Origin of the sequence: Pseudomonas sp. H3(2019), assembly GCF_007713465.1 — a bacterium.
Classification (GTDB): Bacteria; Pseudomonadota; Gammaproteobacteria; order Pseudomonadales; family Pseudomonadaceae; genus Aquipseudomonas.
Window position 1 is genome coordinate 165,268 of the sequence record NZ_VMSG01000003.1, and the last position, 24,604, is coordinate 189,871.

A 24,604-nucleotide genomic window follows, 5' to 3' on the forward strand; every position below is an offset into this window, starting at 1 on the left:
AACCGGCGCGGTTATGCCGCTTCGCGGCAACAGATCAAAAGATCTTCAGCTGTTGTCTTTTCCAACCTCGTATTCACGCAACTTGTTGGCAATGGTGGTGTGGGACACGCCAAGGCGCTTGCCCAGCAGGCGACTGCTCGGGTACTCGGAATACAGCCGCTCCAGCACCGCCTTTTCGAAACGCCCGACAATCTCGTCCAGCCCGCCTTCCAGCGAGAAATCCCCCAGAGGCTGGCGCACGCCGTAATCCGGCAGGCGAATATGCTCTGCCTTGACCGTGCCGCCGTCACACAACGACACCGCCTGGAACAACACGTTTTCCAACTGCCGGACGTTGCCCGGCCAGTGGTAATGACTGAGCCGGTCCATCGCCGCCGGTGCCAGTTTCGGCAATGGGCAACCGATCTGCCGACTGGCCTGATCGAGGAAGTGCTCGACCAACGGCGTCAGACCGTCGAGGCATTCACGCAGCGGCGGGATGTGCAGTGAAAGCACATTCAAGCGATGGTAAAGATCCTGACGGAATTCGCCGCTGGCACACAGCTCAGACAAATCGACCTGAGTGGCGCAGATCACTCGCACATCCAGGTAAACCTCTTCATCGCTGCCGACCCGGCGGAAGCAACCGTCCTGCAAAAACCGCAGCAGTTTCACCTGCAAGCGCGGGCTCATTTCCCCGACGCCGTCGAGAAACAGCGTGCCGCCCGCCGTCAGTTCCAGCAGCCCGAGCTTGCCTTCGGCCCGCGCCCCTTCGAACGCGCCCGGGCCATAACCGAACAGCTCGGTCTCCGCCATCGACTCCGGCAGCCCAGCGCAATTAAGCGCCATCAATGGCGACTGTCCGCGCGGGCTGGCCAGGTGGCAGGCACGCGCCAACAGTTCTTTACCGGTGCCGGTCTCGCCCTCGATCAGCAGCGGCGCATCCAGTGGCGCCATGCGTCGCGCTTCACGAACCACCGCAGCCATGACCTTGGAGCTCTGGAAGATGCTGTCGAAACCGCGCAACTCCTGCTTGCGCACGTTATAGATGCGTTCCCCGACCCGATCCGCCCGGTGCAGCGTCAGCACCGCACCGGCCATGGCCTCGCTGTCATCATGCTCCGATTGCAACGGCGCGATATCGGCCAGGAACACGTCGCCCTTGACCTTGACCCGCAAGCCATTGATCCGCGATTTATTGGCGCGCACCAGCTCCGGCAGATCGAAGTCCTCGGCATACCGCGACAAGGGAATACCCGGCACCTCGTCCACCCGCACCCCGAGCAATTGCGCGGCGGCGCGGTTGGCCGCAACGATCGAGCCGCCCATGTCGATCGACAGCACCGGAAACTCCAGCGCGCCGAGCAAGGCATTCAGCTCCATGTGCCGACGCTCGCTGGGCATCAGCCCTACACGCTTGACGCCGAACACACCGGTGATTGCCTCAAACTTCGGACGCAATGCCTGGAACTGAAGGTTGATCAGGTTCGGGCAATGCAGGTAGATCGCGTTGCCATGCTCGCCGCCGACCTCACCGCGAGCGACGTTGATCCCGTACTCCACCAGCAGGTTGAGGATGTCGCGCAGGATACCGATGCGGTTCTGGCAGTGGACTTTGATACGCATATAAAGGCCCGAACGGTGGTAAATGGGGCGCATGGCGAGGATTTTTCTGCCGAGGCGCGAAGTTTGTCGTCAAGATTATGTGACAGCTCAAGGCCTTTTCAAACCCGGGAATCTCAATACCTACGCCACAGCCGCTCATCCGTAACGAATACTTTACGAAAAACAGGGAATTCTCCTACGCGCAACGCTCAAACACTGCTGCAAGGTCGCACACTTCGGGTTATTTCTAGGTCCATAGGCAACACGACATAACAAGAATGTATCCCTTTGCAGGAGAGCAGCATGAAGCAGACGCAATACGTGGCCCGCGAGCCCGATGCGCAAGGTTTTATTCACTACACCGCTGAAGAACACGCAGTGTGGAATACGCTGATCACTCGCCAGCTGAAAGTGCTCGAGGGGCGTGCATGCCAGGAATACATGGACGGCATCGAAAAACTCGGCCTGCCCCATGACCGCATTCCGCAACTCGACGAAATCAACAAAGTCCTCGGCGAGACCACCGGTTGGCAAGTCGCCCGGGTGCCGGCGCTGATTCCGTTCCAGACCTTCTTTGAATTGCTGGCCAACAAGCAGTTTCCGGTCGCGACCTTTATTCGTACTCGCGAAGAACTGGACTACCTGCAAGAGCCGGACATTTTCCACGAGATCTTTGGGCACTGTCCGCTGCTGACCAACCCCTGGTTCGCCGAATTCACCCACACCTACGGCAAACTCGGCCTACAGGCTTCCAAAGAAGAACGGGTCTACCTGGCGCGCCTGTACTGGATGACCATCGAGTTTGGCCTGGTCGACACCCCGGAAGGTCAACGCATCTACGGCGGCGGCATCCTCTCCTCGCCGAAAGAAACCGTGTACAGCCTGTCCGGCGAACCGGAGCATCAAGCCTTTGACCCGCTGGAAGCGATGCGCACGCCGTATCGCATCGACATCCTGCAACCGCTGTACTTTGTCCTGCCCAACCTCAAGCGCCTGTTCGATCTGGCCCACGAGGACATCATGGGCATGGTCCAGCAAGGCATGCAGCTGGGCCTGCACGCACCCAAGTTCCCGCCTAAACCCAAGGCGGCCTGAGAACGCCGCAGTCGCGGCGCCCCTCGAAAAATAGTAACGTCTAACAAGAACCGAATTCAGGAATACACCATGAACGCTCTGAACCAAGCCCATTGCGAAGCCTGCCGTGCCGATGCCCCACAAGTCAGCGACGAAGAACTGCCGGTACTGATCAAGCAGATCCCTGACTGGAACATCGAAGTTCGCGACGGCGTGATGCAGCTGGAAAAAGTCTTCCTGTTCAAGAATTTCAAATTCGCCCTGGCCTTCACCAACGCCGTGGGTGAAATCTCCGAGGCCGAAGGTCACCACCCAGGCCTGCTCACCGAGTGGGGCAAAGTCACCGTGACCTGGTGGAGCCACTCGATCAAAGGCCTGCACCGCAACGACTTCATCATGGCTGCGCGCACTGACGAAGTGGCCAAAGACGCCGAGGGCCGTAAATAATGCATTTCGACGCCATCGGCCGAGTACCCGGCGACCCGATTCTCGGCCTGATGGAGGCCTATGCGCAGGACAGCAATCCGCGCAAGTTCGACCTTGGCGTGGGCGTCTACAAGGATGCCCAGGGCCTGACCCCGATTCCGCAGTCGGTGAAACTCGCCGAACTGCGCCTGGTGGATCGTCAGACCACCAAGACCTACATCGGCGGTCACGGTGACGCGGCATTCGGCAACGTGATCAATGAGCTGGTGCTTGGCGCCGACTCCGCGCTGATCGCCGAACAGCGCGCCGGCGCCACCCAAACCCCGGGCGGCACCGGCGCCTTGCGCCTGAGCGCCGACTTCATCGCGCAATGCCTGCCGGGCCGCGGCATCTGGCTGAGCAACCCGACGTGGCCGATTCACGAAACCATCTACGCTACTGCCGGCCTCAAGGTCAGCCACTATCCGTACGTGGGCAGCGACAATCGCCTCGATGTCGAAGCGATGCTGACGACCCTGAACCTGATTCCCAAGGGCGATGTGGTGCTGCTGCACGCCTGCTGCCACAACCCGACCGGTTTTGACCTGTCCCACGATGACTGGCGCCGTGTGCTGGAGGTGGTTCGCAGCCGCGAACTGCTGCCACTGATCGACTTCGCTTATCAGGGTTTTGGCGATGGTCTGGAGCAGGACGCCTGGGCCGTGCGGTTGTTTGCCGCTGAACTGCCTGAGCTGCTGATCACCAGTTCCTGCTCGAAAAACTTCGGCCTGTACCGCGACCGCACCGGCGCGTTGATCGTCTGCGCGAAGGATACCGAAAAGCTGGTGGATATCCGCAGCCAATTGGCCAACATCGCCCGCAACCTGTGGTCGACACCACCGGATCACGGCGCCGCCGTGGTGGCAACCATCCTCGGCGACCCGGAGCTGAAACAGCTGTGGGCCGATGAAGTGGAAGCCATGCGTTTGCGCATCGCGCAGTTGCGCTCGGGCCTGGTGGAAGCGCTGGAGCCACACGGTTTGGGCGAACGCTTCGCGCATATCGGTGTGCAACGCGGGATGTTTTCCTACACCGGTTTGACGCCGGCTCAAGTGAAAAACCTGCGCGACCACCACAGCGTGTACATGGTCAGCTCCGGTCGCGCCAACGTCGCCGGGATTGATGCCACACGTCTGGATTTGCTGGCGCAAGCTATCGCTGACGTCTGCAAGTAACCCTTCTCCTGATCGTTCCCACGCTCTGCGTGGGAACGATCTGTCGTAGACCTGTCTAGACAATCCCATCCGTCGCAACAAAGGGAGATAAAAGTCTTTCTGTCATCTCCCCTGCTGTATCCTGCCCAGGCTTTTTAAAAGCGCGGATCTACACAGCGATTTAAAAACAGACCTTGCGAGGAGCAACCAACATGCACGAGATTCCTAATCTCCCCTTCCCAAGCCTGCACGAAACTGCGCAGACAACCCCGCAACAAGCCGGCGCCCAACAGCCCGAGCCGAAAGAAGCCACTGGCAGCCGCAAGGCCGACAGCGAAGACTGAAAAAGCACTACCCAGACCGTGTGGAAAGCGCTGACTCATGCGCTTTCCACACAGCCTGAACCAAGGACCCGCACATGACCGACACCTTCACCGAAAACCAGGCCAGCGTGCTGATCGGTACTGCCGAAAAGATGATCGATGTCTGGAATCGCCTGACACCCGAAAAACAAGCCCTGCTACTGGCCCGTTTCGGCAGCCAGGAAAACGCCCTCGCCGCACTGGTCACCACGCAATTGGTCGCACCTGCCAAATCCTGATTACGGCCAGACTACACAACGGCCGACACCTGACGCCAACTTCTCCCCCTCTGCGCATACAACCACCGGTATCATAAGCAGCCTATCTATCCTGCTGTCCCGTGGACCCATTCCCATGCCAGATCATCAGCGCCCCATGGCGGTCACGCTGCAAGTCGTTTCCATCGTCCTGTTCACCTTCATCGGCTATCTGAATATCGGCATCCCCTTGGCCGTGTTGCCGGGCTATGTGCACAGCGACCTGGGTTTTGGCGCGGTGATCGCGGGCCTGGTGATCAGCGTGCAATACCTCGCCACCCTGCTAAGCCGCCCATACGCCGGACGGATCATCGACAACCAGGGCAGCAAACGCGCGGTGATGTACGGTCTGGCCGGTTGTGGCTTAAGCGGAGTGTTCATGCTGCTGTCAGCCTGGACACAAAGCCTGCCGACCTTGAGCCTGATCAGCCTGTTGATCGGTCGACTGGTGTTGGGCAGTGCCGAAAGCCTGGTCGGTTCGGGATCGATCGGCTGGGGCATCGGCCGGGTCGGTGCAGCGAATACCGCCAAGGTGATCTCCTGGAACGGCATCGCCAGTTACGGTGCGCTGGCTGTCGGCGCGCCGCTCGGCGTGCTGCTGGTTCATCACTTGGGGCTGTGGAGCATGGGCGTGAGCATTCTGCTGCTCGCAGCGCTGGGGCTGCTGCTGGCCTGGCCGAAAACCGCGGCGCCGATCGTTGCCGGTGAACGCCTGCCGTTCATGCATGTCCTGGGGCGAGTGCTGCCCCACGGTTGTGGACTGGCACTGGGCTCGATCGGCTTCGGCACCATCGCCACCTTCATCACCCTGTATTACGCCACCCGACACTGGGACAACGCCGTGCTCTGCCTGAGCCTGTTCGGCGCCTGTTTCATTGGCGCGCGCCTGCTGTTCGGCGACCTGATCAATCGCCTCGGCGGTTTTCGCGTGGCGATTGCCTGCCTGTCGGTCGAAACCCTTGGCTTATTGCTGTTGTGGCTAGCACCGGACGCACACTGGGCACTGGCGGGCGCGGCGCTGAGTGGGTTCGGCTTTTCGCTGGTGTTCCCGGCGCTGGGCGTGGAAGCGGTGAATCTGGTGCCTGCCTCCAGCCGTGGCGCGGCGGTCGGGGCTTACTCGCTGTTCATCGACTTGTCACTGGGGATCACCGGGCCGTTGGCGGGCGCCATCGCGGCCGGATTCGGCTTTGCCTCGATCTTCCTGTTCGCCGCCCTCGCCGCCTTGAGCGGTTTGATGCTCAGCTTCTATCTGTACCGCCAATCACCACTGCATCTGAATGAAAAGTATCGTGAAGAACGCGAAGCGCCCTAGAAGTCGACTTTGCCGCGCCCGGCCTTGATCGAGCCGCGCTTGGTTTTTGACTCCAGCCGACGCTTCTTCGAGCCCAGGGTCGGCTTGGTCGGACGACGTTTCTTTTCAACCTTGGTGGCGCTGAGGATCAACTCGGTCAGACGCGCCAGCGCATCGGCGCGGTTGGCTTCCTGCGTGCGGTATTGCTGGGCCTTGATGATGATCACACCGTCGCTGGTGATCCGGCTGTCACGTAGCGCCAGCAAGCGCTCCTTGTAGAACTCCGGCAAGGATGACGCGGGAATATCAAAGCGCAAGTGCACCGCGCTGGAGACCTTGTTGACGTTCTGCCCACCCGCGCCTTGCGCACGGATGGCGGTCAATTCGATCTCGGCATCCGACAGATGCACGTTGTTGGAAATCACCAGCATGGAAAAGCGTGTCCGCGTTAGGAGTGCATCAGGATACCCGAATAGCCTGAAGGAGATTACAGGCTCGTTCCCACAGAGTTTTGTATGAACCCTGAAAACAACAAACCCGGCACATGGCCGGGTTTGTCGTTTCTGCTTTCTGCGTTACTTCACTGCAGAAGCCGCAGCATTCAACGCGTGCTGAGCGCTGCGTTTGTTCTTGATGTTGTAGCAGACCCACATGAACAGGACCCACACCGGAATCGCGTAGACCGAGATCTGGATGCCCGGGATCATCAGCATGATGCACAGGATAAAGGCCACGAACGCCAGGCAGATGTAGTTGCCGTACGGGTACCACAGCGCCTTGAACAACGGCGTTTGTTTGGTGCGGTTCATGTGCTGGCGGAACTTGAAGTGCGAGTAGCTGATCATCGCCCAGTTGATCACCAGCGTTGCAACCACCAGCGACATCAGCAGTTCCAGCGCGTGCTGCGGGATCAGGTAGTTCATCACCACCGCAACGAACGTTACCGCGGCCGAGGCCAGGATCGAACGCACCGGCACGCCGCGCTTGTCGATCTTCGCCAGACCTTTCGGGGCATCGCCCTGTTCAGCCATGCCCAGCAACATGCGGCTGTTGCAGTAGGTGCCGCTGTTGTACACCGACAGCGCAGCAGTGAGCACCACGAAGTTGAGGATGTGCGCCGCGGTCTTGCTGCCCAGCATCGAGAACACCTGAACGAACGGGCTGCCACTATAGGCATCGCCGGAGGCATTCAGGCTCACCAGCAAGCTGTCCCACGGAGTCAGCGACAGCAGAACCACCAGTGCGCCGATGTAGAAAATCAGGATCCGGTAGATCACCTGATTAATGGCTTTCGGGATCACGGTTTTCGGCTTGTCGGCTTCCGCTGCGGTGAAACCGAGCATCTCCAGGCCGCCGAAGGAAAACATGATGATCGCCATGGCCATCACCAGACCGCTGACGCCATTCGGGAAGAACCCACCGTGTTCCCACAGGTTGCTCACCGAGGCTTGCGGGCCGCCATGGCCGCTGACCAGCAGGTAGCTGCCCAGGGCAATCATGCCGACGATCGCCACGACCTTGATGATCGCGAACCAGAACTCTGCTTCGCCAAAGACTTTGACGTTAGCCAGGTTGATCGCATTGATCATCACGAAGAACACTGCAGCCGAGGCCCAGGTCGGGACATCCGGCCACCAGTAGTGCACGTATTTGCCGACTGCAGTCAGCTCCGACATGCCCACCAGAATGTACAGAATCCAGCAGTTCCAGCCCGACAGGAAACCGGCGAAACCGCCCCAGTACTTATGCGCAAAGTGGCTGAACGAGCCGGCCACCGGCTCTTCAACGATCATTTCGCCCAGTTGGCGCATGATCATGAAAGCGATGAAGCCACAGATTGCGTAACCGAGAATCATCGACGGGCCGGCCGATTTCAGCACACCGGCAGAGCCCAGGAACAATCCGGTACCAATCGCGCCACCGAGGGCGATCAGTTGAATATGGCGATTTTTCAGGCCGCGTTTAAGCTCGCCTGAATGCGAGTTTTGTCCACTCATTAAAAGGGTCTCACGCAAGGTTTGATAATGTTCGTTAAGACGTTGCCGCTCGGATCAGGATCAAGCAGCGCGGATCAAACCCCAGCGCAGGCACCAGGAGTTCAGCGTTTTTTTACCGGTCATGCGTCACCTGTTTGTTTTTATCTGTGACGAAATCGAACCCGACACGCTTGTGGCGCGGCGGAGTTAACAAAGCGGATAGCCTTGAGTTTGCGCAGTTGCGCAGGGAGGTCACAGTTAAAACGCGGCGCATTGTACACCTGTAACCCCCTGCTGCCAGACACCGCTTAATCAGCGCGTCGTTTGCCGGGATTGCCTGTGTCCACCTCGAGTGGCTCGGGCGGCTGCAAAAAAAAGCTCAGACCTTTGCGGGTCGTTGACGGGGGCGATGGAAAAACCGCCCCTCGAAGAGAAATGGAGATGACTCACGGCGTTCATTGCGCCTCCTTATTGTTATGCACCTGCACGACAGGCATGAGCGCATCTCACCGCTGAAACCGTCTTGAAACAAGCGGACCAGAGCCCTGCAAACCACACTACCAAGCGCCAATCGGAAGCTTTTCCTTACAACTCTCACATCAACCCGAATCCATGGCGCAGAACGCGGCTTTTCGTAAAACCTCCTTTACAAGGCGTAACGTATTTTTTCCACAACAGATCTTTCTGAAGGTCGCCTGAAAATTGACGACAGCCCCATTCCCACGGATGAGACTGCGTTAGCGTTTTGTTTTTAATTGGAAAAACAGACACCAAAAAACGGAATAAAAATTTCACATATGCTGAATTTAAATTTTAAATTGTATTTTAAAAAGTACTGGACTAGGTTTCCAACCACTTGCCAGACCGTGAAGATCTGCAAGTAAGCGGCAACTTTTTTCAGTCGCAATGATTTATTCCCGCACTGAAAACAGCACCGCCATTCAACCTTAAAGCCATCTGGGAGATTCACTATGCAAGCAATGAATAAAGACTTGGAAACCGAACTGCAACTGGACGAGTGGTTTGAAGCGCCGACTCATGACGCTGCTGTTGAAATGATGCAAGCCGACGCGGTCGTTCCGTTCGGCACCGCGATGTGGCCTTTGTAAGACATTCAGGCAGGTACGAGCCGGCCGGTCGTACTTGCCACTATTCGCTGACTGTCAGGGAGGATTCATGGATAGACTCCGCGCCATTTCGCATTTCCTTTACTACCTCGAACACCACCCTGCCCTCGTTGGCGTACGCCCGGCCAAGGTCTTGCTTGGGCATACGCAACCTTACGAGGCGTTGACCGGCGCGATCATCGAGCAAGCGCCCAACGAGCCACTTCACTTCAGCGCCATGCGCCTGGACCTCGAATCGACCCAAACCCTGAGACAGGCGATTGCCGACTGCGATCTGTACATTTTCTTCTATGACTCGTCGACCCTGCCCAACCCGCGTCCGGACGGCCCCGACTTTGTTCGCGCCCTGCAAAGCGTCATGACCGAGCACTGGAAGAAGTCGCTGCTGTTCAAGGATTACGGCGATTACTTCTACGACACCTTCAGCGTCACACCGCAACGTATCGCCGGGCTCAACAGCCATCTGATCCAGCGCATGTCCCAGGCCACCACCCTGAGCTTCAGTGATCAGCACGGCTCTTACTTCGAAACGCCGCTGAGCAGCATCAAGAAGTGGACCAATATCAACGGCGTCGGCAACTTCGACCTCGCGCCCGGCGAGATCGCCACCCACAGCGAAGCCATCAATGGCCAGGTAAAGTTCGTCGGCACCTTCCTCGGCACCATTCCCTTCGCCCGCAAATATGGCGTGCTCGAATCGCCGCTGGAGTTGTGGATCGAGAACTCGACCATCAGCCGAATCGCCACACAAGTGCCGGGGCTGGAACATGACTTCAACAAATACCTGGATGCCAACCCGTCCAACCGACGCATCGAAGAGTTGGGGATCGGCACCAATGAGGGCGTCAAGGACCTGTATGCGCGCAACGCCGGCTTCGAAGAGCGTCATTGCGGCCTCCATCTGGGTTTAGGCGGTGGCGCCAAGGGCAGCCATCACCTGGACCTGATCTTCGCCAGCGGCGTGTTGGCGCTGGATGACAAGCCGGTGTTTGATGGGCGGTTTGTCTTTTAGTTGATCGTTCCCACGCGGAGCGTGGGAATGCTCTGAGGCAAAAAAAACGCCAACCCCTAGGGTTGGCGTTTTTTATGGAGCGCTTACCGATTATTCCGGCTTGCGACGACCAAAGCCAGGACGCTGACCAGAACCGGCCGGTGCGCCACGACGCTTGCCCGATGGCGCATCACGGTCGACCAGGACGATGCCCGGACGCTTTTTCGGCGCAGGCTTGGCCGGGCGCTTGGTGTCGGACGGACGGTCTGCCACTGGCGTACCGCGACCCGACTCACCACGACCTGCCGGCGCACCGCGATCGCTGCGACCACCGGACGGAGCACCGCGGCCTTCGCCACGTTCAGTCCGACCGTTGGCCGGACGCGGAGTGCGTGGACCGCGCTCACCGTCCTGACGTGGTGCCGGCTTGCGAGCCGGACGCTCGCCTTCGATCTGCGGCTCGCGCGCTGGACGCGGGCCAGCAGCCGCTGGAGCACCAGTCGCTGGACGCAGGGTCCGCACGCGCTCGCTCTTGCCGACCGGGCGCGACGACTTGCGCTGCATACGCTCCAGCTTGTCTTTGCTCTTGGCGTTCATTTGCGGCATGGCCACCGGGGTCAAACCGACTTCAGCGCTCAGTACGTCGACTTCGTACTGGCTCATTTCGCGCCAGCGGCCCATCGGCAGGTCAGAGTTGAGGAACACCGGACCGAAACGCACGCGCTTCAGACGGCTGACCACCAGCCCCTGGGATTCCCACAGACGTCGAACTTCACGGTTACGACCTTCCATCACCACGCAGTGGTACCAGTGGTTGAAACCTTCGCCACCTGGAGCCTGTTTGATGTCGGTGAACTTCGCCGGGCCGTCTTCGAGAACGACGCCAGCCTTCAGGCGCTCGATCATTTCGTCGTCGACTTCACCACGCACACGTACCGCGTACTCGCGGTCCATTTCGTAGGATGGGTGCATCAGCCGGTTGGCCAGTTCACCGTCGGTGGTGAACATCAGCAAACCGGTGGTGTTGATGTCCAGACGACCGATGTTGATCCAGCGGCCTTCTTTTGGTTTCGGCATTTTGTCGAACACGGTCGGACGGCCTTCAGGGTCGTCACGGGTGCAGATTTCGCCGTCGGGTTTGTTGTACATGATCACGCGGCGGACCGATTCGGCCGCTTCTTCACGCTTGATCACCTTGCCATCGATGGTGATGGCGTCGTGCAGGTCGACTCGCAGGCCAAGGGTGGCATCTTTGCCGTTGACCTTGATCCGGCCATGACTGATCCAGGCTTCTACGTCGCGGCGCGAGCCGACGCCGATACGGGCGAGGACTTTCTGCAGTTTTTCGCCTGCTGGGCCGATTTCCTGGTCGTCTTTCTGGTCGTTGATACTCATCTGGGCACCTCCCGGTGTGGTCTGTTCAGGCCTGGCCTGAAGAGTTGAAATCTGGTCTTTGGGCGAAAGGATCGCCGAAGGGTCGCGAATCATACGCGCATGACGCCGCTCGCGCATCAGAGACTAGCGGATAAACGGTCAGTTAGTTGTTTTTCCGCCGACCGGTGTAGACACAGCCCTGTGGTTCCTCGTTCCCACGCTCTGCGTGGGAACGATCACTGCGTCAGTCGTCAAACTGGCGGCGTTCGTTCTCGATCGCTTCGGCGAGGGCCAGGGCTTCGGCTTCTTCATCGCTCAGCTCGGGTTCTGGTTTGGGTTGTTCCAGAGCAGCGACGGCGGCGAGCAGTTTCTCGCGAGCTTCGGCAACGCCGAGGATGTCATCTTCAGCCTCCTCCTCAACTTCTTCAGTTTCGGCCTCGGCTTCGACTTGAAGCCCGGTTTCTACCGCCACCTCGACGGGCGCATCAACGGGCGACGGAGGCTTGCTGTCGCTGTCCGCGCCATCCCGCAGCAAGTCGTCGAAGTCGGTCTTGATCCCCTCTTCCATCGAGTCCAGTTCGAGCAACAAGGTATGGAAACTGGTCTCGTCTTTCGGTTCTTCCGGCTCGGCGCTGGCATCGGCCAGTTCTTGCAGGCTCTGCGGCACCGGCGCGTCGTCGAACTCGAGCATCGGCTCGGGCTCCAGTTCGCGCAGTTCGGCCAGCGGTGGCAGGTCGTCGAGGTTCTTCAGGTTGAAATGATCGAGAAACGCCTTGGTGGTGGCGAACATCGCCGGCTTGCCCGGTACGTCGCGATAACCGACGATCCTGATCCACTCACGCTCCAGCAGGGTCTTGACGATGTGGCTGTTGACCGCCACACCGCGCACATCCTCGATCTCGCCACGGGTGATCGGCTGACGATAGGCGATCAACGCCATGGTCTCCAGCATCGCTCGGGAATAGCGTTGCGGACGTTCTTCCCACAGACGTCCGACCCAGGGCGCAAACTTCTCGCGAATTTGCAGACGGTAGCCCGAGGCGACTTCCTTCAGCTCAAAAGCCCGACCGTCGCAGGATTTCGCGAGAATCGCCAAGGCCTTCTTGAAGACTGGCGGCTCCGGGCGCTCGCCCTCCTCGAAGAGTTCGAACAGGCGCTCCATCGACTGCGGCTTTCCCGAGGCCAACAGAAAGGCTTCAAGCAGTGGCGCCAGCTCGCGGGGTTCACTCAGATTCATTGATTTTGCTCGTTATTCGGCTCGCGCCCGCACATGGATAGCCGCAAACGGCTCATTCTGCACCAGCTCGACCAAGGATTCCTTGACCAGTTCGAGGATCGCCATAAAGGTCACGACTACACCCAAGCGTCCTTCTTCGGCGGTGAACAGCTCGACAAAAGGCACAAAACCGCCACCCTTGAGCCGTTCCAGCACATCGCTCATGCGCTCGCGCGTCGACAACGCCTCGCGGCTGACCTGATGGCTTTCGAACATATCGCCACGGCGCAGCACCTCGGCCATGGACATCAGCAATTCATCCAGACTCACGTCCGGCAGCAACTTGCGCGCACGCGCCTCCGGGGCATCGAGCTTGGGCACCACCACATCGCGGCCGACCCGGCTCAGACCGTCGATGCCTTCGGCGGCCGCCTTGAAGCGTTCGTACTCCTGCAAGCGACGGATCAGCTCGGCACGCGGATCGTCTTCTTCCTCTTCGATCTCGGCCGAACGCGGCAACAGCATCCGCGACTTGATCTCGGCGAGCATCGCTGCCATCACCAGGTACTCGGCGGCCAGTTCCAGGCGCACCGACTGCATCAACTCGACATAGCCCATGTACTGCCGGGTAATTTCCGCCACCGGAATGTCGAGGATATTGATGTTCTGCTTGCGGATCAGGTACAGCAGCAAGTCGAGCGGGCCTTCGAAGGCCTCAAGGAAGACTTCCAGCGCGTCCGGCGGAATGTACAGGTCCAGCGGCATTTCCATGACCGCCTGGCCATAGACCATGGCGAACGGCAGCTCTTGCTGTGCCCCGGCCTGGCTATCGACGGGCTCTACTGCGGACATCTAGGCCTCAACCGTAAACGGCGCGGGGTCACCGCAACCGACGCGAATCACTTCTGGCTCGCCATCCGCCAGGTTGATCACCGTAGAAGCTTTGATACCACCAAAACCGCCGTCGATGATCAGGTCGACCTGATGCTCAAGCAACTGACGCATTTCATACGGATCACTCAACGGGTCGGTGTCGCCGGGCATGATCAGGGTCACGCTCATCAGCGGCTCGCCCAGCTCTTCGAGCAACGCCAGGGCAATCGGATGGCTCGGCACCCGCAGTCCGATGGTGCGCTTCTTCGGGTGCAGCAGCAGACGCGGCACTTCGCGGGTGGCGTTGAGAATAAACGTGTACGGCCCCGGCAAGTGGGCCTTGAGCAAGCGGAAGGTGCCGGTGTCGATCTTGGCGAACAGCCCCAGCTGTGACAGGTCGCTGCAAATCAGCGCGAAATTGTGCTTTTCATCCAGCTGACGTAGCCGACGTACGCGCTCCACGGCATTCTTGTCACCGATCTGGCAACCAATGGCGTAGGACGAGTCAGTGGGATAAATCACCACCCCGCCATTGCGGATGATCTCGACAGCCTGTTTGATCAGGCGCGCTTGCGGGTTTTCCGGATGAATCTGGAAAAATTGACTCACATTGTCTACCTGTTCAGACGGCAATAACGGCTGGGTCATGTTTGAACCGACACCAAAGGGGTGGCAGGTCCTCCGGGAGTGGGCGGTACTCGCCGATCTCGGACCAGCCTCCGGGTCCATGGAAATCACTGCCGGCACTGACCAGCAGACCGAACTCACGCGCAAGAATAGCCAGGCTGCCAACCTGCTCGGCCGGCTGATGGCCATTGACCACCTCGATTGCGTGGCCGCCTGCTTGAATATAGTCGGCAATCAGACGACGGCGTTTGCTGCGGGTGAAATCATAGTGCCAAGGATGCGCCAGGCTCACCCATGCCCCTGCAGCGCGCAGGGTTTCGACGGTTTCTTCCAGGGTCGGCCAGTGCTGCTTGACGTCCCCCAGCTTGCCGGCGCCCAGCCACTTGCGGAAGGCTTCGGCACGGTCCTTGACGAAGCCTGCACGGACCAGATAATCGGCAAAGTGCGGTCGGGCCGGCGCATTGCCGCTGTCACCGAGCTCCTGCTGGATCGCCCGCGCGCCTTCCAGCGCGCCCGGCATGCCCTTGAGTTCGAGCTTGCGGCTGATTTCTTCGGACCTCAGCCAGCGCCCGTCACGCAATTTGGCAATCGCCTCGACCAGTGCCGGGGCATTGACGTCGAACCCGTAACCGAGCACATGAATGGTCGCGCCCCCCCAGGTGCAGGACAATTCGACGCCGTTGACCAGTTGCATCCCCAGCGCAACCGCAGCGCTGCGGGCCTCGTCGAGGCCTTCAAGGGTGTCGTGATCGGTCAAGGCCAGGACTCGCACGCCTTTCTCGAACGCACGCGCAACCAGTACCGCAGGCGCCAGGGCGCCATCGGAGGCCGTGCTATGGCAGTGCAAATCAACATTCACAGGACTGTGTAACCTCAAATCAGCTGGCGCTTTCGCGACTCAATATGTTTGTTATTATGCCGCCACATCCTGCTTCTGGCTGCCACTGTGAAACAATTCATCGACTTCATCCCGCTTCTGCTGTTTTTCATCGTCTTCAAAATCGATCCACGGGTCGTCGACATCGCCGGTCATCCACTGACGGTAGGCGGCATTTACAGCGCCACTGCGATGCTGATCACCAGCTCCCTGGTGGTCTACGGCACGCTGTTCATCAAGCAGCGCAAGCTGGAAAAGAGCCAGTGGCTGACCCTGATCGCCTGCCTGGTCTTCGGTAGCCTGACCCTGGCGTTCCACAGCGAAACCTTCCTTAAATGGAAAGCGCCGGTGGTCAACTGGCTGTTCGCCCTGGCCTTTATCGGCAGCCACTTCATCGGCGAGCAGTTGCTGATCAAACGCATCATGGGCCACGCGCTGACCCTGCCGGACACGGTCTGGACCCGTTTGAACATCGCCTGGATCGGCTTTTTCCTGTTTTGTGGCGCGGCCAACCTGTTCGTTGCGTTCACCTTCCAGGACTATTGGGTCGATTTCAAAGTCTTCGGCAGCCTGGGCATGACCCTGCTGTTCCTGGTCGGCCAGGGCATTTACCTGTCCCGCCACCTGCACGACGCCGACACTTCTACGCCAAAAACCGAGGACTGACATGCTTTACGCAATCATTGCTACAGACGTCGCCAACTCCCTGGAAAACCGCCTGGCTGCGCGCCCTGCCCACATCGAGCGGCTGCAACAGCTCAAGGCCGAGGGCCGCGTGGTTCTGGCAGGCCCGCACCCTGCCATCGATAGCAATGATCCGGGCGCAGCAGGTTTCACCGGCAGCCTGATCGTTGCCGAGTTCGCCTCCCTCGAAGCCGCCAAGGCCTGGGCCGATGCGGATCCGTATATCGCCGCAGGCGTCTACGCCAACGTTCTGGTCAAACCGTTCAAGCAAGTCCTGCCATAACCCGGCCTCTGCGCGATGAACCTTCGGTTCATCGCGTGTTCAATGGCTCATTATTCTCGTTCCACGGCCGACAACCTGCCCAACACTCGATTGGAATCAGGAGTTTCGATGCGCCAAGGTCCGCTGTGTCTGCTGTTGGTCATGTTATCGATCGGGGCCTTCGCCCATGCCGAAGAGCACTCGGACTCAGGCTATTCAACGCCTCTGTCGTTAAGCGCCGGAAGCCAGATCACCGAATTGCAGCAGCGCTTGAAAGAGAGCGAGCGGCAACGAGAAGAGCTGAACAAACAACTGCAAAATGCCGATAACGAACGCGAAAGCGCCTTGCTGGGCCGGTTACGCCAAGAGAATCAGCGCCTCAAGCTGCAACTCAAGGAAGCCCAGGCAAACCCGCTGCCGCGCCTGCTGACCGATCAACAGCAGTGGTTCGTCACTGGCGCCGGAGTAGCGCTATTGGCCCTGCTCTGCGGTATCTTCGCCAGTGGTGGACGTAGAACACGTCGGCAATGGCTAAATTGAGTGAGTCATGAGCGAGCTGTTACTAATTGATGATGACCAGGAGCTGTGTGAGCTCCTGAGCAGTTGGCTGAGCCAGGAAGGTTTTGTCGTGCGCGCTTGCCACGACGGTCTGAGTGCGCGCCGCGCCTTGGCCGAGTCTGCGCCGGCAGCAGTGGTGCTGGATGTGATGCTGCCCGACGGCAGCGGTCTGGAGCTGCTCAAGCAGTTGCGCAACGACCACCCGGACCTGCCGGTGGTGATGCTCTCGGCCCGTGGCGAGCCGCTGGACAGGATCCTCGGGCTGGAACTGGGTGCCGACGATTACCTGGCCAAGCCTTGTGACCCCCGTGAGCTGACCGCGCGCCTGCGTGCGGTGCTGCGGCGCAGTCATCCGGCGGCGGTGTCCAGCCAGATGGAATTCGGCGACCTGTGCTTCAGCCCGGTCCGTGGCGTGGTCAGCATCGACGAACAGGAATTCACCCTGACCGTCTCTGAAAGTCGCCTGCTCGAAGCCCTGCTCAAGCAACCCGGCCAACCGCTGGACAAGCAGGAACTGGCGCAGATCGCCCTTGGACGCAAGCTGACCCTGTACGACCGAAGCCTGGACATGCACGTCAGCAACCTGCGCAAAAAGATCGGCCCACACCCCGACGGCCGCCCGCGCATCGTTGCCCTGCGCAGCCGTGGTTATTACTACAGCCTCTGAACCGTCTTTACCCAAGCTTTACGCTCTGCTGACCGCCGCTGACCTTGATCTCCGTATTCTGTACTCATCCGGAACACACCGGGAACGAGACAAGGAGACACACCATGCGCAAGACCCTTATCGCTTTGATGTTCGCCGCTGCACTGCCAACCATTGCCATGGCTGCACCAGAAGGCCAAGGCCCGATGGGCCCAATGGAAGGCCACGGATACAGCGAGCACATGCACGGCGGCAAAGGCATGTACAGAGAGTTGAACCTCAGCCACGAACAACGCGAGCAGATTCGCAAATTGATCGGTGAGCAGATGCATGCACGCAAAGAGTTGGTCGAGCAGTACCTGCAAAAACTCTCGCCAGCCGATCAGCAGGCCATGAAAGACCAAATGGCGGCCGGCCGCCAGAAAACCGAGAAGGACATTCGTGCCCTTCTCAAGCCGGACCAACAGCAGAAGTTCGATGCGATCCAAAAGAAGCAGGCCGAACGCAAAGCCGAATGGGAGCAGTTCCAGGCCTGGAAAGCTCAACAACCGCAAAAAACGCAATAATGCTCTAGCGTTTCTCCCCAGCCCAATGGTCAATCGCCATTGGGCTTTCTTTGTTTGAGGACTTACCGTGCGTTCATTGTTCTGGCGCATCCTTGCCAGTTTCTGGCTGGCCATCGCTCTGGTTGCAGGGCTGTCGATCCTGCTCGGGCACATGTTGAACCAGGACGCCTGGATTCTCAGTCGCCACCCGGGCCTCAATACCCTGGCGCAAGAGTGGACGCAGCTCTACGAAGAAAAAGGCGAGGACGCGGCGCAAGCCTTGCTCGAACAACGCAAACGGCGTTACCACATCGATGTTCAGGTACTGAACGAAGGTGGTGACCCGGTGGTGCGCGGGACCTTTCCTCGCCGTGCGGCAGCCCTGGAAGCACGGCAGAACGACAACCCCGACGACAGCGGCCGCCACCTGCCCTGGCGGCGTCTGACCGTTGAGTACACCAGCCCGAAAACCGCTGAAACCTACTTGCTGATCTACCGTATTCCGCATCCAGAGCTCAACGCCTGGCACCGCAACAGCCTGCTTTGGCCCTTCAGTGCGCTGGCGATTGCCTTGGTGGTGCTGACACTGTTCAGCCTGCTGGTGACGCTGTCCATCACCCGCCCGCTGAGCCGTTTGCGCGGTGCGGTGCACGATCTCGGTCAGACGACCTATCAGCAAAACAGCCTGGCGCGGCTGGCCAACCGGCGTGACGAATTTGGCGTGCTGGCCAACGACTTCAACCGCATGGGCGCACGCCTGCAAAGCCTGATCGGCAGCCAGCGGCAACTGCTGCGCGACGTGTCTCACGAACTGCGTTCGCCGTTGGCCCGGTTGCGTATCGCTCTGGCACTTGCGGAACGGGCCGGCCCCGAAGAACGCGAAAAACTCTGGCCACGATTGACCCGCGAATGTGATCGTCTGGAAGCACTGATCAGTGAAATCCTGGTGCTGGCACGGGTCGACGCCGACAACGCAAGTGCCGAAGAAGTCGACCTCAATGCGCTACTCAATACTGTGCAAAAAGACGCTCAGCTTGGCGCGCCAGAGCAAAGCATCCGTATCGACGCCGAACGGCAATTAAGCCTCAAGGGCTGGCCGACCATGATCGAGCGGGCGCTGGACAACCTGTTGCGCAACGCCCAGCGCTTCAATCCGGCAGGACAACCGATAGAAGTGCTGGCATTGCGTCAGGGCGATCGGATTGTCATCAGCGTGCGCGACCACGGACCCGGTGTAGAGGCCGAGCATTTGAAGCAATTGGGCGAGCCATTTTTTCGGGCACCCGGGCAGACGACCGCCGGACATGGCCTGGGACTGGCCATCGCCCGACGTGCGGCGGAGCGCCACGGCGGCAGTCTGATTCTGGCCAATCACCCGGAAGGTGGATTCATTGCCAGCCTGGAGTTGCCATTAGAGCCCGGTATCGCAACCTGACCTGAAGATCGTTCCCACGCTCCCGCGTGGGAACGATCATGTTCAGGGTTTGGCAGGCCAGGCACTGACAAACTCGGTAAGATCGACTTTCCCGGCCACCCGCGGTTCGTTCTGCGGTGTACCCAGGTAAAGGAACGCAATCACTTCTTCACCTTCCGCCAGGCCCAACCCCTGGGCCACATGCGCCGAATAGACCAGCTCGCCTGTGCGCCATACCGCGCCAATACCCTGAGCGTAAGCCGCCAGCAAAATACCGTGGGCCGCACAACCTGCCGCCAGCAACTGCTCGGACTTCGGCACTTTGACGTGGTCTTGCAGACGTGCGACCACAACGACGACCAATGGCGCGCGCAATGGGCCGTTCCGCGCCTTGTCCACCAGGGCCTGAGGCACATCGGCGTCTTGCAGGCGTGCAGCCTCAGCCAGTATCTCGCCCAATTGCTCGCGCGCCGCGCCTTCGACCGTCAGGAAACGCCACGGCTGCAAATGCCCGTGATCCGGTGCGCGCATGGCCGCGGAAAACAACACTTCCCGTTGTGCAGCGGTGGGCGCCGGGTCGAGCAAACGCGGAACGGATACACGGTTGAGCAAAGCGTCGAGAGCCTGCATCGGCCACCTCCTGAAAAAAATGTCTGGCTATTCTAGCGGCAACTGCCGCCGGGGTGCCGGTTTACATGCCCTGCCTCGCAGGTAGAATGGCGCCCTTCCCTATCAGCCCGAGCGGACTTCATGGCGTTGCCGACCTTACGGATCATTGGTTTCATCATCGGCATCTTCCTGATTACCTTGGCCATCAGCATGGTCGTGCCGATGGCAACCCTGCTGATTTACGACCGCACCAGCGACCTGCCATCGTTCCTCTGGGCCAGCATGATTACCTTTCTCGCCGGTCTGGCGCTGGTCATCCCCGGGCGACCGGAGCATATACACCTGCGCCCGCGGGACATGTACCTGCTCACCGTGTCGAGCTGGGTGGTGGTCTGCATCTTCGCGGCATTGCCGTTCCTGCTGACCCAGCGCATCAGTTACACCGACTCGTTTTTCGAAAGCATGTCGGGCATCACCGCCACCGGCTCTACAGTGCTCAGTGGCCTGGACAACATGTCTCCGGGCATCCTGATGTGGCGTTCGTTGCTGCACTGGCTGGGCGGGATCGGCTTTATCGGCATGGCGGTCGCGATTCTGCCACTGCTGCGCATCGGCGGCATGCGGCTGTTTCAGACCGAGTCGTCGGACCGTTCCGAAAAAGTCATGCCGCGTTCGCACATGGTGGCCAGACTGATCGTCGCCGCCTACGTCAGCATCACCATTCTCGGCAGCCTGGCGTTCTGGTGGGCGGGCATGAGCCCGTTCGATGCAGTCAACCATGCGATGTCGGCAATATCCACCGGCGGCTTCTCCACCTCCGACCAGTCCCTGGCCAAGTGGACGCAACCGGCCGTGCACTGGGTCGCGGTGGTGATCATGATTCTCGGCAGCCTGCCATTTACCTTGTACGTGGCGACCATGCGCGGCAATCGGCGGGCGCTGATCAAGGATCAGCAAGTGCAAGGATTGCTCGGCATGCTGCTGGTGACCTGGCTGGTACTCGGCACCTGGTACTGGTGGACCACCGACCTGCATTGGCTGGATGCACTGCGCCATGTCGCGCTGAACGTCACCTCGGTGGTCACCACCACCGGTTTCGCGCTGGGGGACTACAGCTTGTGGGGCACCTTCTCATTGATGCTGTTTTTCTACCTGGGCTTTGTCGGTGGTTGCTCGGGGTCGACCGCTGGCGGGATCAAGATCTTCCGTTTCCAGGTGGCCTTTATCCTGCTCAAGGCCAACCTTAACCAACTGATCCACCCCCGTGCGGTGATCAAGCAGAAGTACAACGGTCATCGTCTCGACGAAGAAATTGTGCGTTCGATCCTGACGTTTTCGTTCTTCTTTGCGATCACCATTTGCGCCATCGCCCTGGCGCTGTCGCTGCTGGGCGTGGACTGGATGACCGCCTTGACCGGCGCCGCCAGTACGGTTTCCGGAGTGGGTCCGGGACTGGGTGAAACCATCGGACCGTCTGGTAACTTCGCCAGCCTGCCCGACGCCGCCAAGTGGATTCTGTCTCTCGGCATGCTGCTCGGGCGACTGGAAATCATTACCGTGTTTGTGCTGTGTATCCCGGCGTTCTGGCGTCACTGAGTTCTTTGGGCGCGTCCATCAACCGCGTCCGGTATTCGCCGGGCGTGGTATCGAACCAGCGCCGAAAAGCCCGAAAAAAATTGCTCGGGTCGGCGAACCCCAACAGGTAGGCGATTTCCAGCAGGGTCATGTTCGGTTGCGCCAGGTACTGCTCGGCCAACTCACGGCGTGTGTCGTCGAGCAGCGTCTGAAAACTCGTGCCCTCTTCCTGCAAGCGTCGCTGCAAGGTGCGCTGGGACAAGTGCAGGGTTTGCGCCACCGTATCGCGCTTGGGTTCGCCTTGCGGCAGTAGGCGACAGAGCACTTGCCGGGCCTTGTGGGTAACCTGGCTTTCAGAAAACCGAGCCAGATATTCGCCGGCAAACCGGTCATGCAACAACGCCATCGCCTCGTTGGCAGTCGGCAACGGGGCTTCCATGTCTGCCCGTTCGAAAATCAGCGCGTCATAGGGCGCGTTGAACTCCAGCGGCGCATGAAAGGCAAATTTGTAGGGTTCGAGGTCCTGGGGTTGATCCCCCTGCATCAGCACTTTGCGTGGCTGCAAGGTGCGCCCGGTCAGCCAGCCACACAGGCCCAGCGCGCAGGCGAGTGACGCTTCGGCACTTTGCCGGGTGGGCGGCAGATGGTCGCCATGCACCGTCAGAATCAGTGCATACCCTTCGGGTAACAGGCGAAAACTCAGGTCGGCGCTTTCGGCGATGATCCGCTGATAACGCACCAGGCGCTGAAAACCTTCCGCCAGGGTCTGGCTGGACATCAAGGCATAACCGACCACATGAAACGATGCCGGGCGGACCAACTTGCCCATGTTCAGACCGATCGCCGGGTTGCCGGACAGCTCTACCGCGCGCTGCCAGAGCCGCGTCATCGAATCTTGAGGAAAGCGCGCATCCGGATCATTCAGCGCCGCGTAGTCGAGCCCCAACTGTTTGAACAAGACCCGGCAATCCAGGCCGTCCATCTCGAGTGCCTTGACAATCCCCATCGCCCAGCTTGCAGAAGTCGTTCGTTCGCTCATAGCGTTTTCTTACTTGATGAGCCGCGTGTCACGGCCAATTTCAGAAGGATACTAAAGTGGCGCCCAAGGTCACTGGCTGTTGCCACTGATGACTCTAGACTTAAATAAGCTGCCCGCAGAACATCCGCTCGGCAGCACAATAACCACAGAGATCGCAGTCGTGGAAAACATCAAACGCTTCAGCAGCTTCGCCGAGTTTTACCCGTATTACCTCAGCGAACACAGCAACAGTGTCTGCCGACGCCTGCACTTTGTCGGCACCAGCCTGGTGATTTTCATCCTCGCCTTAGCTATCGGCAAAGGCGCCTGGCTGTTGTTGCTGGCCCTGCCTCTGGCCGGCTACAGCTTCGCCTGGGTCGGACACTTTTTCTTTGAAAAGAACCGGCCGGCGACATTCCAGCATCCGCTTTACAGCCTGATCGGCGACTTCGTCATGTATCGCGACATGATCCTCGGCAAAGTGCCTTTCTAGGCTCGTCGGGTCATCAAGCCGTCTCGCACAGCCAGTGCGAAATTGGATCCAAGACCTACACTCATGTCCGTTCCTTCAAGAACAATAAGAGGATAGCTGATGAATGCGCACGCCCGTTTCACCCATATGAAGGATGGTACGCAGGAAGACTGGGCGATCATCGCCGCAGACTTCAGCGCCTACGCCAAACAATTGCCGACACGGATTGTGGCGCACCTGAAACTGCTGGAGGGTGATTTTGGCGGTTTCCCGGTCGATCGGCTGACCCACTCACTGCAAACCGCCACCCGCGCCTGGCGCGACGACCGGGATGAGGAATACGTGGTGTGTGCGCTGCTCCACGACATTGGCGATACCCTTGGCTCCTACAACCACCCGGACATTGCGGCGGCGATCCTCAAGCCATTCGTCAGCCCTGAAAACCTGTGGATGGTGGAAAAGCACGGGATTTTCCAGGGCTACTACTTCTTCCATCACCTGGGCATGGACCGGCACCTGCGCGAGCAGTTTCACGAACACCCGCAGTACCGGCAAACCATCGAGTTCTGCGCCAGGTACGACGCTGCAGCCTTTGATCCGGACTACGAGACCCTGCCGCTGAGTTTCTTCGAACCGATGATGGAACGCCTGTTTGCCCGGCCGAAAAACTCGATCTACATGGCGGCGATGGAAGAACACGCACCGGCCTAAGATCAAGAGATCGCAGGCTGCGATCTTTCCCCGTCAAACCGGTTCTGCGACCTTCACCAAGTCAGCTTTAAGCTGTGCTTCACGCGCCTGCGCATCCGCCAACCGGTACAACTCGATTGTGCCGTCCAAATGCTCGATCAAGGCCGTGCACGACTCCACCCAATCTCCGCAATTGAGGTAGTCCACCTCGCCGACCTTGCGGATTTCCGCATGGTGGATGTGCCCGCAAACCACCCCGTGCAGCTCGCGTTTGACACACTCGTGGGCGATGGCCTCTTCGAAATCGCTGATAAAGCTGACCGCGGTTTTGACTTTGTGCTTGAGGTACGCCGACAACGACCAGTAACCGTAGCCGTACCGTGCACGCCAGTGATTGAGCCAGCGGTTGAGGGTCAGGGTGAACTCGTAGGCCGAGTCGCCGAGAAACGCCAGCCAGCGGTGATAACGCGTGATCACATCGAACTGATCGCCATGAATCACCAACAGGTGCCGGCCATCCGCAGTGACGTGAACCGCCTCGTCCACCAACTGAATATTGCCCAGGATCAGCTTTGAATAACGCCGCAAAAACTCGTCGTGGTTGCCGGTGACGTAAATCACCTCGGTGCCGCGTTTGCTCATGGTCAGCAAACGGCGAATGACGTTGGTGTGAGCCTGTGGCCAGTACATGCCGCTGCGCAGCTTCCAGCCATCGATGATGTCGCCGACCAGATAGATCCTGTCAGCCTGATAGCTCTTGAGAAACTGCGACAAATGCTCGGCCTGACAATCCCGGGTGCCAAGGTGCACATCGGAGATCCACAAGGTGCGCACGCGTTGTTTACGGCTGGGTTTTGCACGTTCGGCGCTGGTCATGGGCAAC

Annotated in this window: 28 protein-coding genes; 17 read left to right on the forward strand and 11 right to left on the reverse strand. The window is 59.6% G+C overall.

Annotation, left to right across the window (positions count from 1 at the left end; translation table 11 throughout):
* Positions 1-45: 45 nt before the first annotated feature.
* Entirely contained in the window at positions 46-1,605 is a 1,560-nt protein-coding gene (locus FPT12_RS04890) for a sigma-54-dependent transcriptional regulator (RefSeq protein ID WP_145014898.1), read from the reverse strand.
* 282 nt (positions 1,606-1,887) lie between these two features.
* Here FPT12_RS04890 and phhA point away from each other — a divergent pair, with 282 nt between their 5' ends.
* From phhA to FPT12_RS04915, 6 genes are all read left to right on the forward strand, one after another.
* The gene (gene phhA / locus FPT12_RS04895) at positions 1,888-2,679 is read left to right on the forward strand and encodes a phenylalanine 4-monooxygenase (RefSeq protein ID WP_145014899.1); all 792 of its coding nucleotides are present in this window, start codon (positions 1,888-1,890) and stop codon (positions 2,677-2,679) included.
* Positions 2,680-2,748: 69 nt separating this feature from the next.
* Positions 2,749-3,105, forward strand: coding sequence for a 4a-hydroxytetrahydrobiopterin dehydratase (locus FPT12_RS04900; RefSeq protein ID WP_019692410.1), 357 nt, complete (start codon positions 2,749-2,751; stop codon positions 3,103-3,105).
* Positions 3,105-4,298 (forward strand): amino acid aminotransferase, encoded by a 1,194-nt coding sequence (locus tag FPT12_RS04905; RefSeq protein ID WP_145014900.1) that lies wholly within the window; start codon positions 3,105-3,107, stop codon positions 4,296-4,298. The genes FPT12_RS04900 and FPT12_RS04905 overlap by 1 nt, the downstream gene beginning before the upstream one ends.
* Positions 4,299-4,489: 191 nt before the next feature.
* Complete coding sequence (locus tag FPT12_RS27890; RefSeq protein ID WP_256676601.1) at positions 4,490-4,621, forward strand: hypothetical protein; 132 nt, start codon at positions 4,490-4,492, stop codon at positions 4,619-4,621.
* 74 nt (positions 4,622-4,695) lie between these two features.
* Positions 4,696-4,878 carry a hypothetical protein gene (locus tag FPT12_RS04910; protein WP_145014901.1) on the forward strand — a complete coding sequence of 61 codons (183 nt, stop codon included), beginning with the start codon at positions 4,696-4,698 and terminating at the stop codon, positions 4,876-4,878.
* A 115-nt stretch (positions 4,879-4,993) separates the two neighbouring features.
* Positions 4,994-6,208 (forward strand): MFS transporter, encoded by a 1,215-nt coding sequence (locus tag FPT12_RS04915; protein WP_145014902.1) that lies wholly within the window; start codon positions 4,994-4,996, stop codon positions 6,206-6,208.
* Here FPT12_RS04915 and arfB read toward each other — a convergent pair.
* Together arfB and FPT12_RS04925 are read right to left on the reverse strand one after the other, a co-directional pair.
* The gene (gene arfB, locus FPT12_RS04920; RefSeq protein WP_145014903.1) at positions 6,205-6,618 is read right to left on the reverse strand and encodes an alternative ribosome rescue aminoacyl-tRNA hydrolase ArfB; all 414 of its coding nucleotides are present in this window, start codon (positions 6,616-6,618) and stop codon (positions 6,205-6,207) included. The two genes, FPT12_RS04915 and arfB, sit on opposite strands and share 4 nt — an antisense overlap.
* Positions 6,619-6,762: 144 nt before the next feature.
* Positions 6,763-8,184, reverse strand: a complete 1,422-nt coding sequence (locus tag FPT12_RS04925) for an amino acid permease (RefSeq protein WP_103315581.1) — start codon at positions 8,182-8,184, stop codon at positions 6,763-6,765.
* Positions 8,185-9,134: 950 nt separating this feature from the next.
* Between FPT12_RS04925 and FPT12_RS27595 the strand changes: the two genes are divergently transcribed.
* Together FPT12_RS27595 and FPT12_RS04930 are read left to right on the forward strand one after the other, a co-directional pair.
* Entirely contained in the window at positions 9,135-9,272 is a 138-nt protein-coding gene (locus FPT12_RS27595) for a hypothetical protein (RefSeq protein ID WP_054596264.1), read from the forward strand.
* Positions 9,273-9,339: 67 nt separating this feature from the next.
* Positions 9,340-10,302, forward strand: a complete 963-nt coding sequence (locus FPT12_RS04930; RefSeq protein ID WP_145014904.1) for a leucyl aminopeptidase — start codon at positions 9,340-9,342, stop codon at positions 10,300-10,302.
* Between the two features lie 90 nt (positions 10,303-10,392).
* On the opposite strand, the gene rluB is transcribed toward FPT12_RS04930, so the two are convergent.
* The 5 genes from rluB to FPT12_RS04955 all read right to left on the reverse strand — a co-directional run bounded on the left by rluB (position 10,393) and on the right by FPT12_RS04955 (position 15,230).
* A complete protein-coding gene (gene rluB / locus FPT12_RS04935; protein WP_054596262.1) occupies positions 10,393-11,676 on the reverse strand; it encodes a 23S rRNA pseudouridine(2605) synthase RluB in 1,284 nt (427 codons plus the stop codon).
* Positions 11,677-11,899: 223 nt separating this feature from the next.
* Entirely contained in the window at positions 11,900-12,892 is a 993-nt protein-coding gene (gene scpB, locus FPT12_RS04940) for an SMC-Scp complex subunit ScpB (protein WP_145014905.1), read from the reverse strand.
* Between the two features lie 12 nt (positions 12,893-12,904).
* On the reverse strand, positions 12,905-13,603 hold the full coding sequence (locus FPT12_RS04945) for a ScpA family protein (RefSeq protein ID WP_178098621.1): 699 nt from the start codon (positions 13,601-13,603) through the stop codon (positions 12,905-12,907).
* A 120-nt stretch (positions 13,604-13,723) separates the two neighbouring features.
* Entirely contained in the window at positions 13,724-14,353 is a 630-nt protein-coding gene (locus FPT12_RS04950) for an L-threonylcarbamoyladenylate synthase (RefSeq protein ID WP_054598268.1), read from the reverse strand.
* Positions 14,354-14,366: 13 nt separating this feature from the next.
* On the reverse strand, positions 14,367-15,230 hold the full coding sequence (locus FPT12_RS04955) for a PHP domain-containing protein (protein WP_145014907.1): 864 nt from the start codon (positions 15,228-15,230) through the stop codon (positions 14,367-14,369).
* 87 nt (positions 15,231-15,317) lie between these two features.
* On the opposite strand from FPT12_RS04955, the gene FPT12_RS04960 reads away from it, so the two are divergent.
* The 6 genes from FPT12_RS04960 to FPT12_RS04985 all read left to right on the forward strand — a co-directional run bounded on the left by FPT12_RS04960 (position 15,318) and on the right by FPT12_RS04985 (position 19,378).
* A complete protein-coding gene (locus FPT12_RS04960; protein WP_145014908.1) occupies positions 15,318-15,914 on the forward strand; it encodes a septation protein A in 597 nt (198 codons plus the stop codon).
* Between the two features lies 1 nt (position 15,915).
* Entirely contained in the window at positions 15,916-16,215 is a 300-nt protein-coding gene (locus FPT12_RS04965; protein ID WP_054596257.1) for a YciI family protein, read from the forward strand.
* Between the two features lie 108 nt (positions 16,216-16,323).
* Positions 16,324-16,734, forward strand: a complete 411-nt coding sequence (locus FPT12_RS04970) for a translation initiation factor 2 (protein ID WP_145014909.1) — start codon at positions 16,324-16,326, stop codon at positions 16,732-16,734.
* 7 nt (positions 16,735-16,741) lie between these two features.
* On the forward strand, positions 16,742-17,419 hold the full coding sequence (locus FPT12_RS04975; RefSeq protein ID WP_145014910.1) for a response regulator transcription factor: 678 nt from the start codon (positions 16,742-16,744) through the stop codon (positions 17,417-17,419).
* Between the two features lie 104 nt (positions 17,420-17,523).
* Positions 17,524-17,964: a Spy/CpxP family protein refolding chaperone gene (locus FPT12_RS04980; RefSeq protein WP_145014911.1), complete on the forward strand. Its 441-nt coding sequence runs from the start codon at positions 17,524-17,526 to the stop codon at positions 17,962-17,964.
* A 67-nt stretch (positions 17,965-18,031) separates the two neighbouring features.
* Complete coding sequence (locus FPT12_RS04985; protein WP_145014912.1) at positions 18,032-19,378, forward strand: HAMP domain-containing sensor histidine kinase; 1,347 nt, start codon at positions 18,032-18,034, stop codon at positions 19,376-19,378.
* A gap of 42 nt (positions 19,379-19,420) precedes the next feature.
* On the opposite strand, the gene FPT12_RS04990 is transcribed toward FPT12_RS04985, so the two are convergent.
* A complete protein-coding gene (locus FPT12_RS04990; protein ID WP_145014913.1) occupies positions 19,421-19,987 on the reverse strand; it encodes a nitroreductase family protein in 567 nt (188 codons plus the stop codon).
* 120 nt (positions 19,988-20,107) lie between these two features.
* Between FPT12_RS04990 and FPT12_RS04995 the strand changes: the two genes are divergently transcribed.
* Positions 20,108-21,562 carry a TrkH family potassium uptake protein gene (locus tag FPT12_RS04995; protein WP_145014914.1) on the forward strand — a complete coding sequence of 485 codons (1,455 nt, stop codon included), beginning with the start codon at positions 20,108-20,110 and terminating at the stop codon, positions 21,560-21,562.
* On the opposite strand, the gene FPT12_RS05000 is transcribed toward FPT12_RS04995, so the two are convergent.
* Positions 21,519-22,580 (reverse strand): AraC family transcriptional regulator, encoded by a 1,062-nt coding sequence (locus FPT12_RS05000; protein WP_145014915.1) that lies wholly within the window; start codon positions 22,578-22,580, stop codon positions 21,519-21,521. The genes FPT12_RS04995 and FPT12_RS05000 overlap by 44 nt on opposite strands.
* A 160-nt stretch (positions 22,581-22,740) precedes the next feature.
* On the opposite strand from FPT12_RS05000, the gene FPT12_RS05005 reads away from it, so the two are divergent.
* Both FPT12_RS05005 and FPT12_RS05010 read left to right on the forward strand, forming a co-directional pair.
* Positions 22,741-23,052 carry a DUF962 domain-containing protein gene (locus FPT12_RS05005; protein WP_145014916.1) on the forward strand — a complete coding sequence of 104 codons (312 nt, stop codon included), beginning with the start codon at positions 22,741-22,743 and terminating at the stop codon, positions 23,050-23,052.
* A 99-nt stretch (positions 23,053-23,151) separates the two neighbouring features.
* Positions 23,152-23,742: an HD domain-containing protein gene (locus FPT12_RS05010; RefSeq protein ID WP_145014917.1), complete on the forward strand. Its 591-nt coding sequence runs from the start codon at positions 23,152-23,154 to the stop codon at positions 23,740-23,742.
* Between the two features lie 33 nt (positions 23,743-23,775).
* Here the strand turns inward: FPT12_RS05010 and FPT12_RS05015 are convergent, their stop codons facing one another.
* Positions 23,776-24,597: a UDP-2,3-diacylglucosamine diphosphatase gene (locus FPT12_RS05015; RefSeq protein WP_145014918.1), complete on the reverse strand. Its 822-nt coding sequence runs from the start codon at positions 24,595-24,597 to the stop codon at positions 23,776-23,778.
* Positions 24,598-24,604: the final 7 nt, after the last annotated feature.

Excerpts from the sequence above, each read along its gene's own strand:
- phhA (WP_145014899.1), top strand. The coding sequence starts at position 1,888 with ATGAAGCAGACGCAATACGTGGCCCGCGAGCCCGATGCGCAAGGTTTT.
- FPT12_RS04925 (WP_103315581.1), bottom strand. The coding sequence starts at position 8,184 with ATGAGTGGACAAAACTCGCATTCAGGCGAGCTTAAACGCGGCCTGAAA.
- FPT12_RS04970 (WP_145014909.1), top strand. The coding sequence starts at position 16,324 with ATGCGCCAAGGTCCGCTGTGTCTGCTGTTGGTCATGTTATCGATCGGG.
- scpB (WP_145014905.1), bottom strand. The coding sequence starts at position 12,892 with ATGAATCTGAGTGAACCCCGCGAGCTGGCGCCACTGCTTGAAGCCTTT.
- FPT12_RS04900 (WP_019692410.1), top strand. The coding sequence starts at position 2,749 with ATGAACGCTCTGAACCAAGCCCATTGCGAAGCCTGCCGTGCCGATGCC.
- FPT12_RS04965 (WP_054596257.1), top strand. The coding sequence starts at position 15,916 with ATGCTTTACGCAATCATTGCTACAGACGTCGCCAACTCCCTGGAAAAC.
- FPT12_RS04915 (WP_145014902.1), top strand. The coding sequence starts at position 4,994 with ATGCCAGATCATCAGCGCCCCATGGCGGTCACGCTGCAAGTCGTTTCC.
- FPT12_RS04995 (WP_145014914.1), top strand. The coding sequence starts at position 20,108 with ATGGCGTTGCCGACCTTACGGATCATTGGTTTCATCATCGGCATCTTC.
- FPT12_RS27890 (WP_256676601.1), top strand. The coding sequence starts at position 4,490 with ATGCACGAGATTCCTAATCTCCCCTTCCCAAGCCTGCACGAAACTGCG.
- FPT12_RS04930 (WP_145014904.1), top strand. The coding sequence starts at position 9,340 with ATGGATAGACTCCGCGCCATTTCGCATTTCCTTTACTACCTCGAACAC.
- FPT12_RS04975 (WP_145014910.1), top strand. The coding sequence starts at position 16,742 with ATGAGCGAGCTGTTACTAATTGATGATGACCAGGAGCTGTGTGAGCTC.
- FPT12_RS05000 (WP_145014915.1), bottom strand. The coding sequence starts at position 22,580 with ATGAGCGAACGAACGACTTCTGCAAGCTGGGCGATGGGGATTGTCAAG.
- FPT12_RS04980 (WP_145014911.1), top strand. The coding sequence starts at position 17,524 with ATGCGCAAGACCCTTATCGCTTTGATGTTCGCCGCTGCACTGCCAACC.
- arfB (WP_145014903.1), bottom strand. The coding sequence starts at position 6,618 with ATGCTGGTGATTTCCAACAACGTGCATCTGTCGGATGCCGAGATCGAA.
- FPT12_RS05015 (WP_145014918.1), bottom strand. The coding sequence starts at position 24,597 with ATGACCAGCGCCGAACGTGCAAAACCCAGCCGTAAACAACGCGTGCGC.
- FPT12_RS27595 (WP_054596264.1), top strand. The coding sequence starts at position 9,135 with ATGCAAGCAATGAATAAAGACTTGGAAACCGAACTGCAACTGGACGAG.
- FPT12_RS04910 (WP_145014901.1), top strand. The coding sequence starts at position 4,696 with ATGACCGACACCTTCACCGAAAACCAGGCCAGCGTGCTGATCGGTACT.
- rluB (WP_054596262.1), bottom strand. The coding sequence starts at position 11,676 with ATGAGTATCAACGACCAGAAAGACGACCAGGAAATCGGCCCAGCAGGC.
- FPT12_RS04890 (WP_145014898.1), bottom strand. The coding sequence starts at position 1,605 with ATGCGTATCAAAGTCCACTGCCAGAACCGCATCGGTATCCTGCGCGAC.
- FPT12_RS04905 (WP_145014900.1), top strand. The coding sequence starts at position 3,105 with ATGCATTTCGACGCCATCGGCCGAGTACCCGGCGACCCGATTCTCGGC.
- FPT12_RS04990 (WP_145014913.1), bottom strand. The coding sequence starts at position 19,987 with ATGCAGGCTCTCGACGCTTTGCTCAACCGTGTATCCGTTCCGCGTTTG.
- FPT12_RS05010 (WP_145014917.1), top strand. The coding sequence starts at position 23,152 with ATGAATGCGCACGCCCGTTTCACCCATATGAAGGATGGTACGCAGGAA.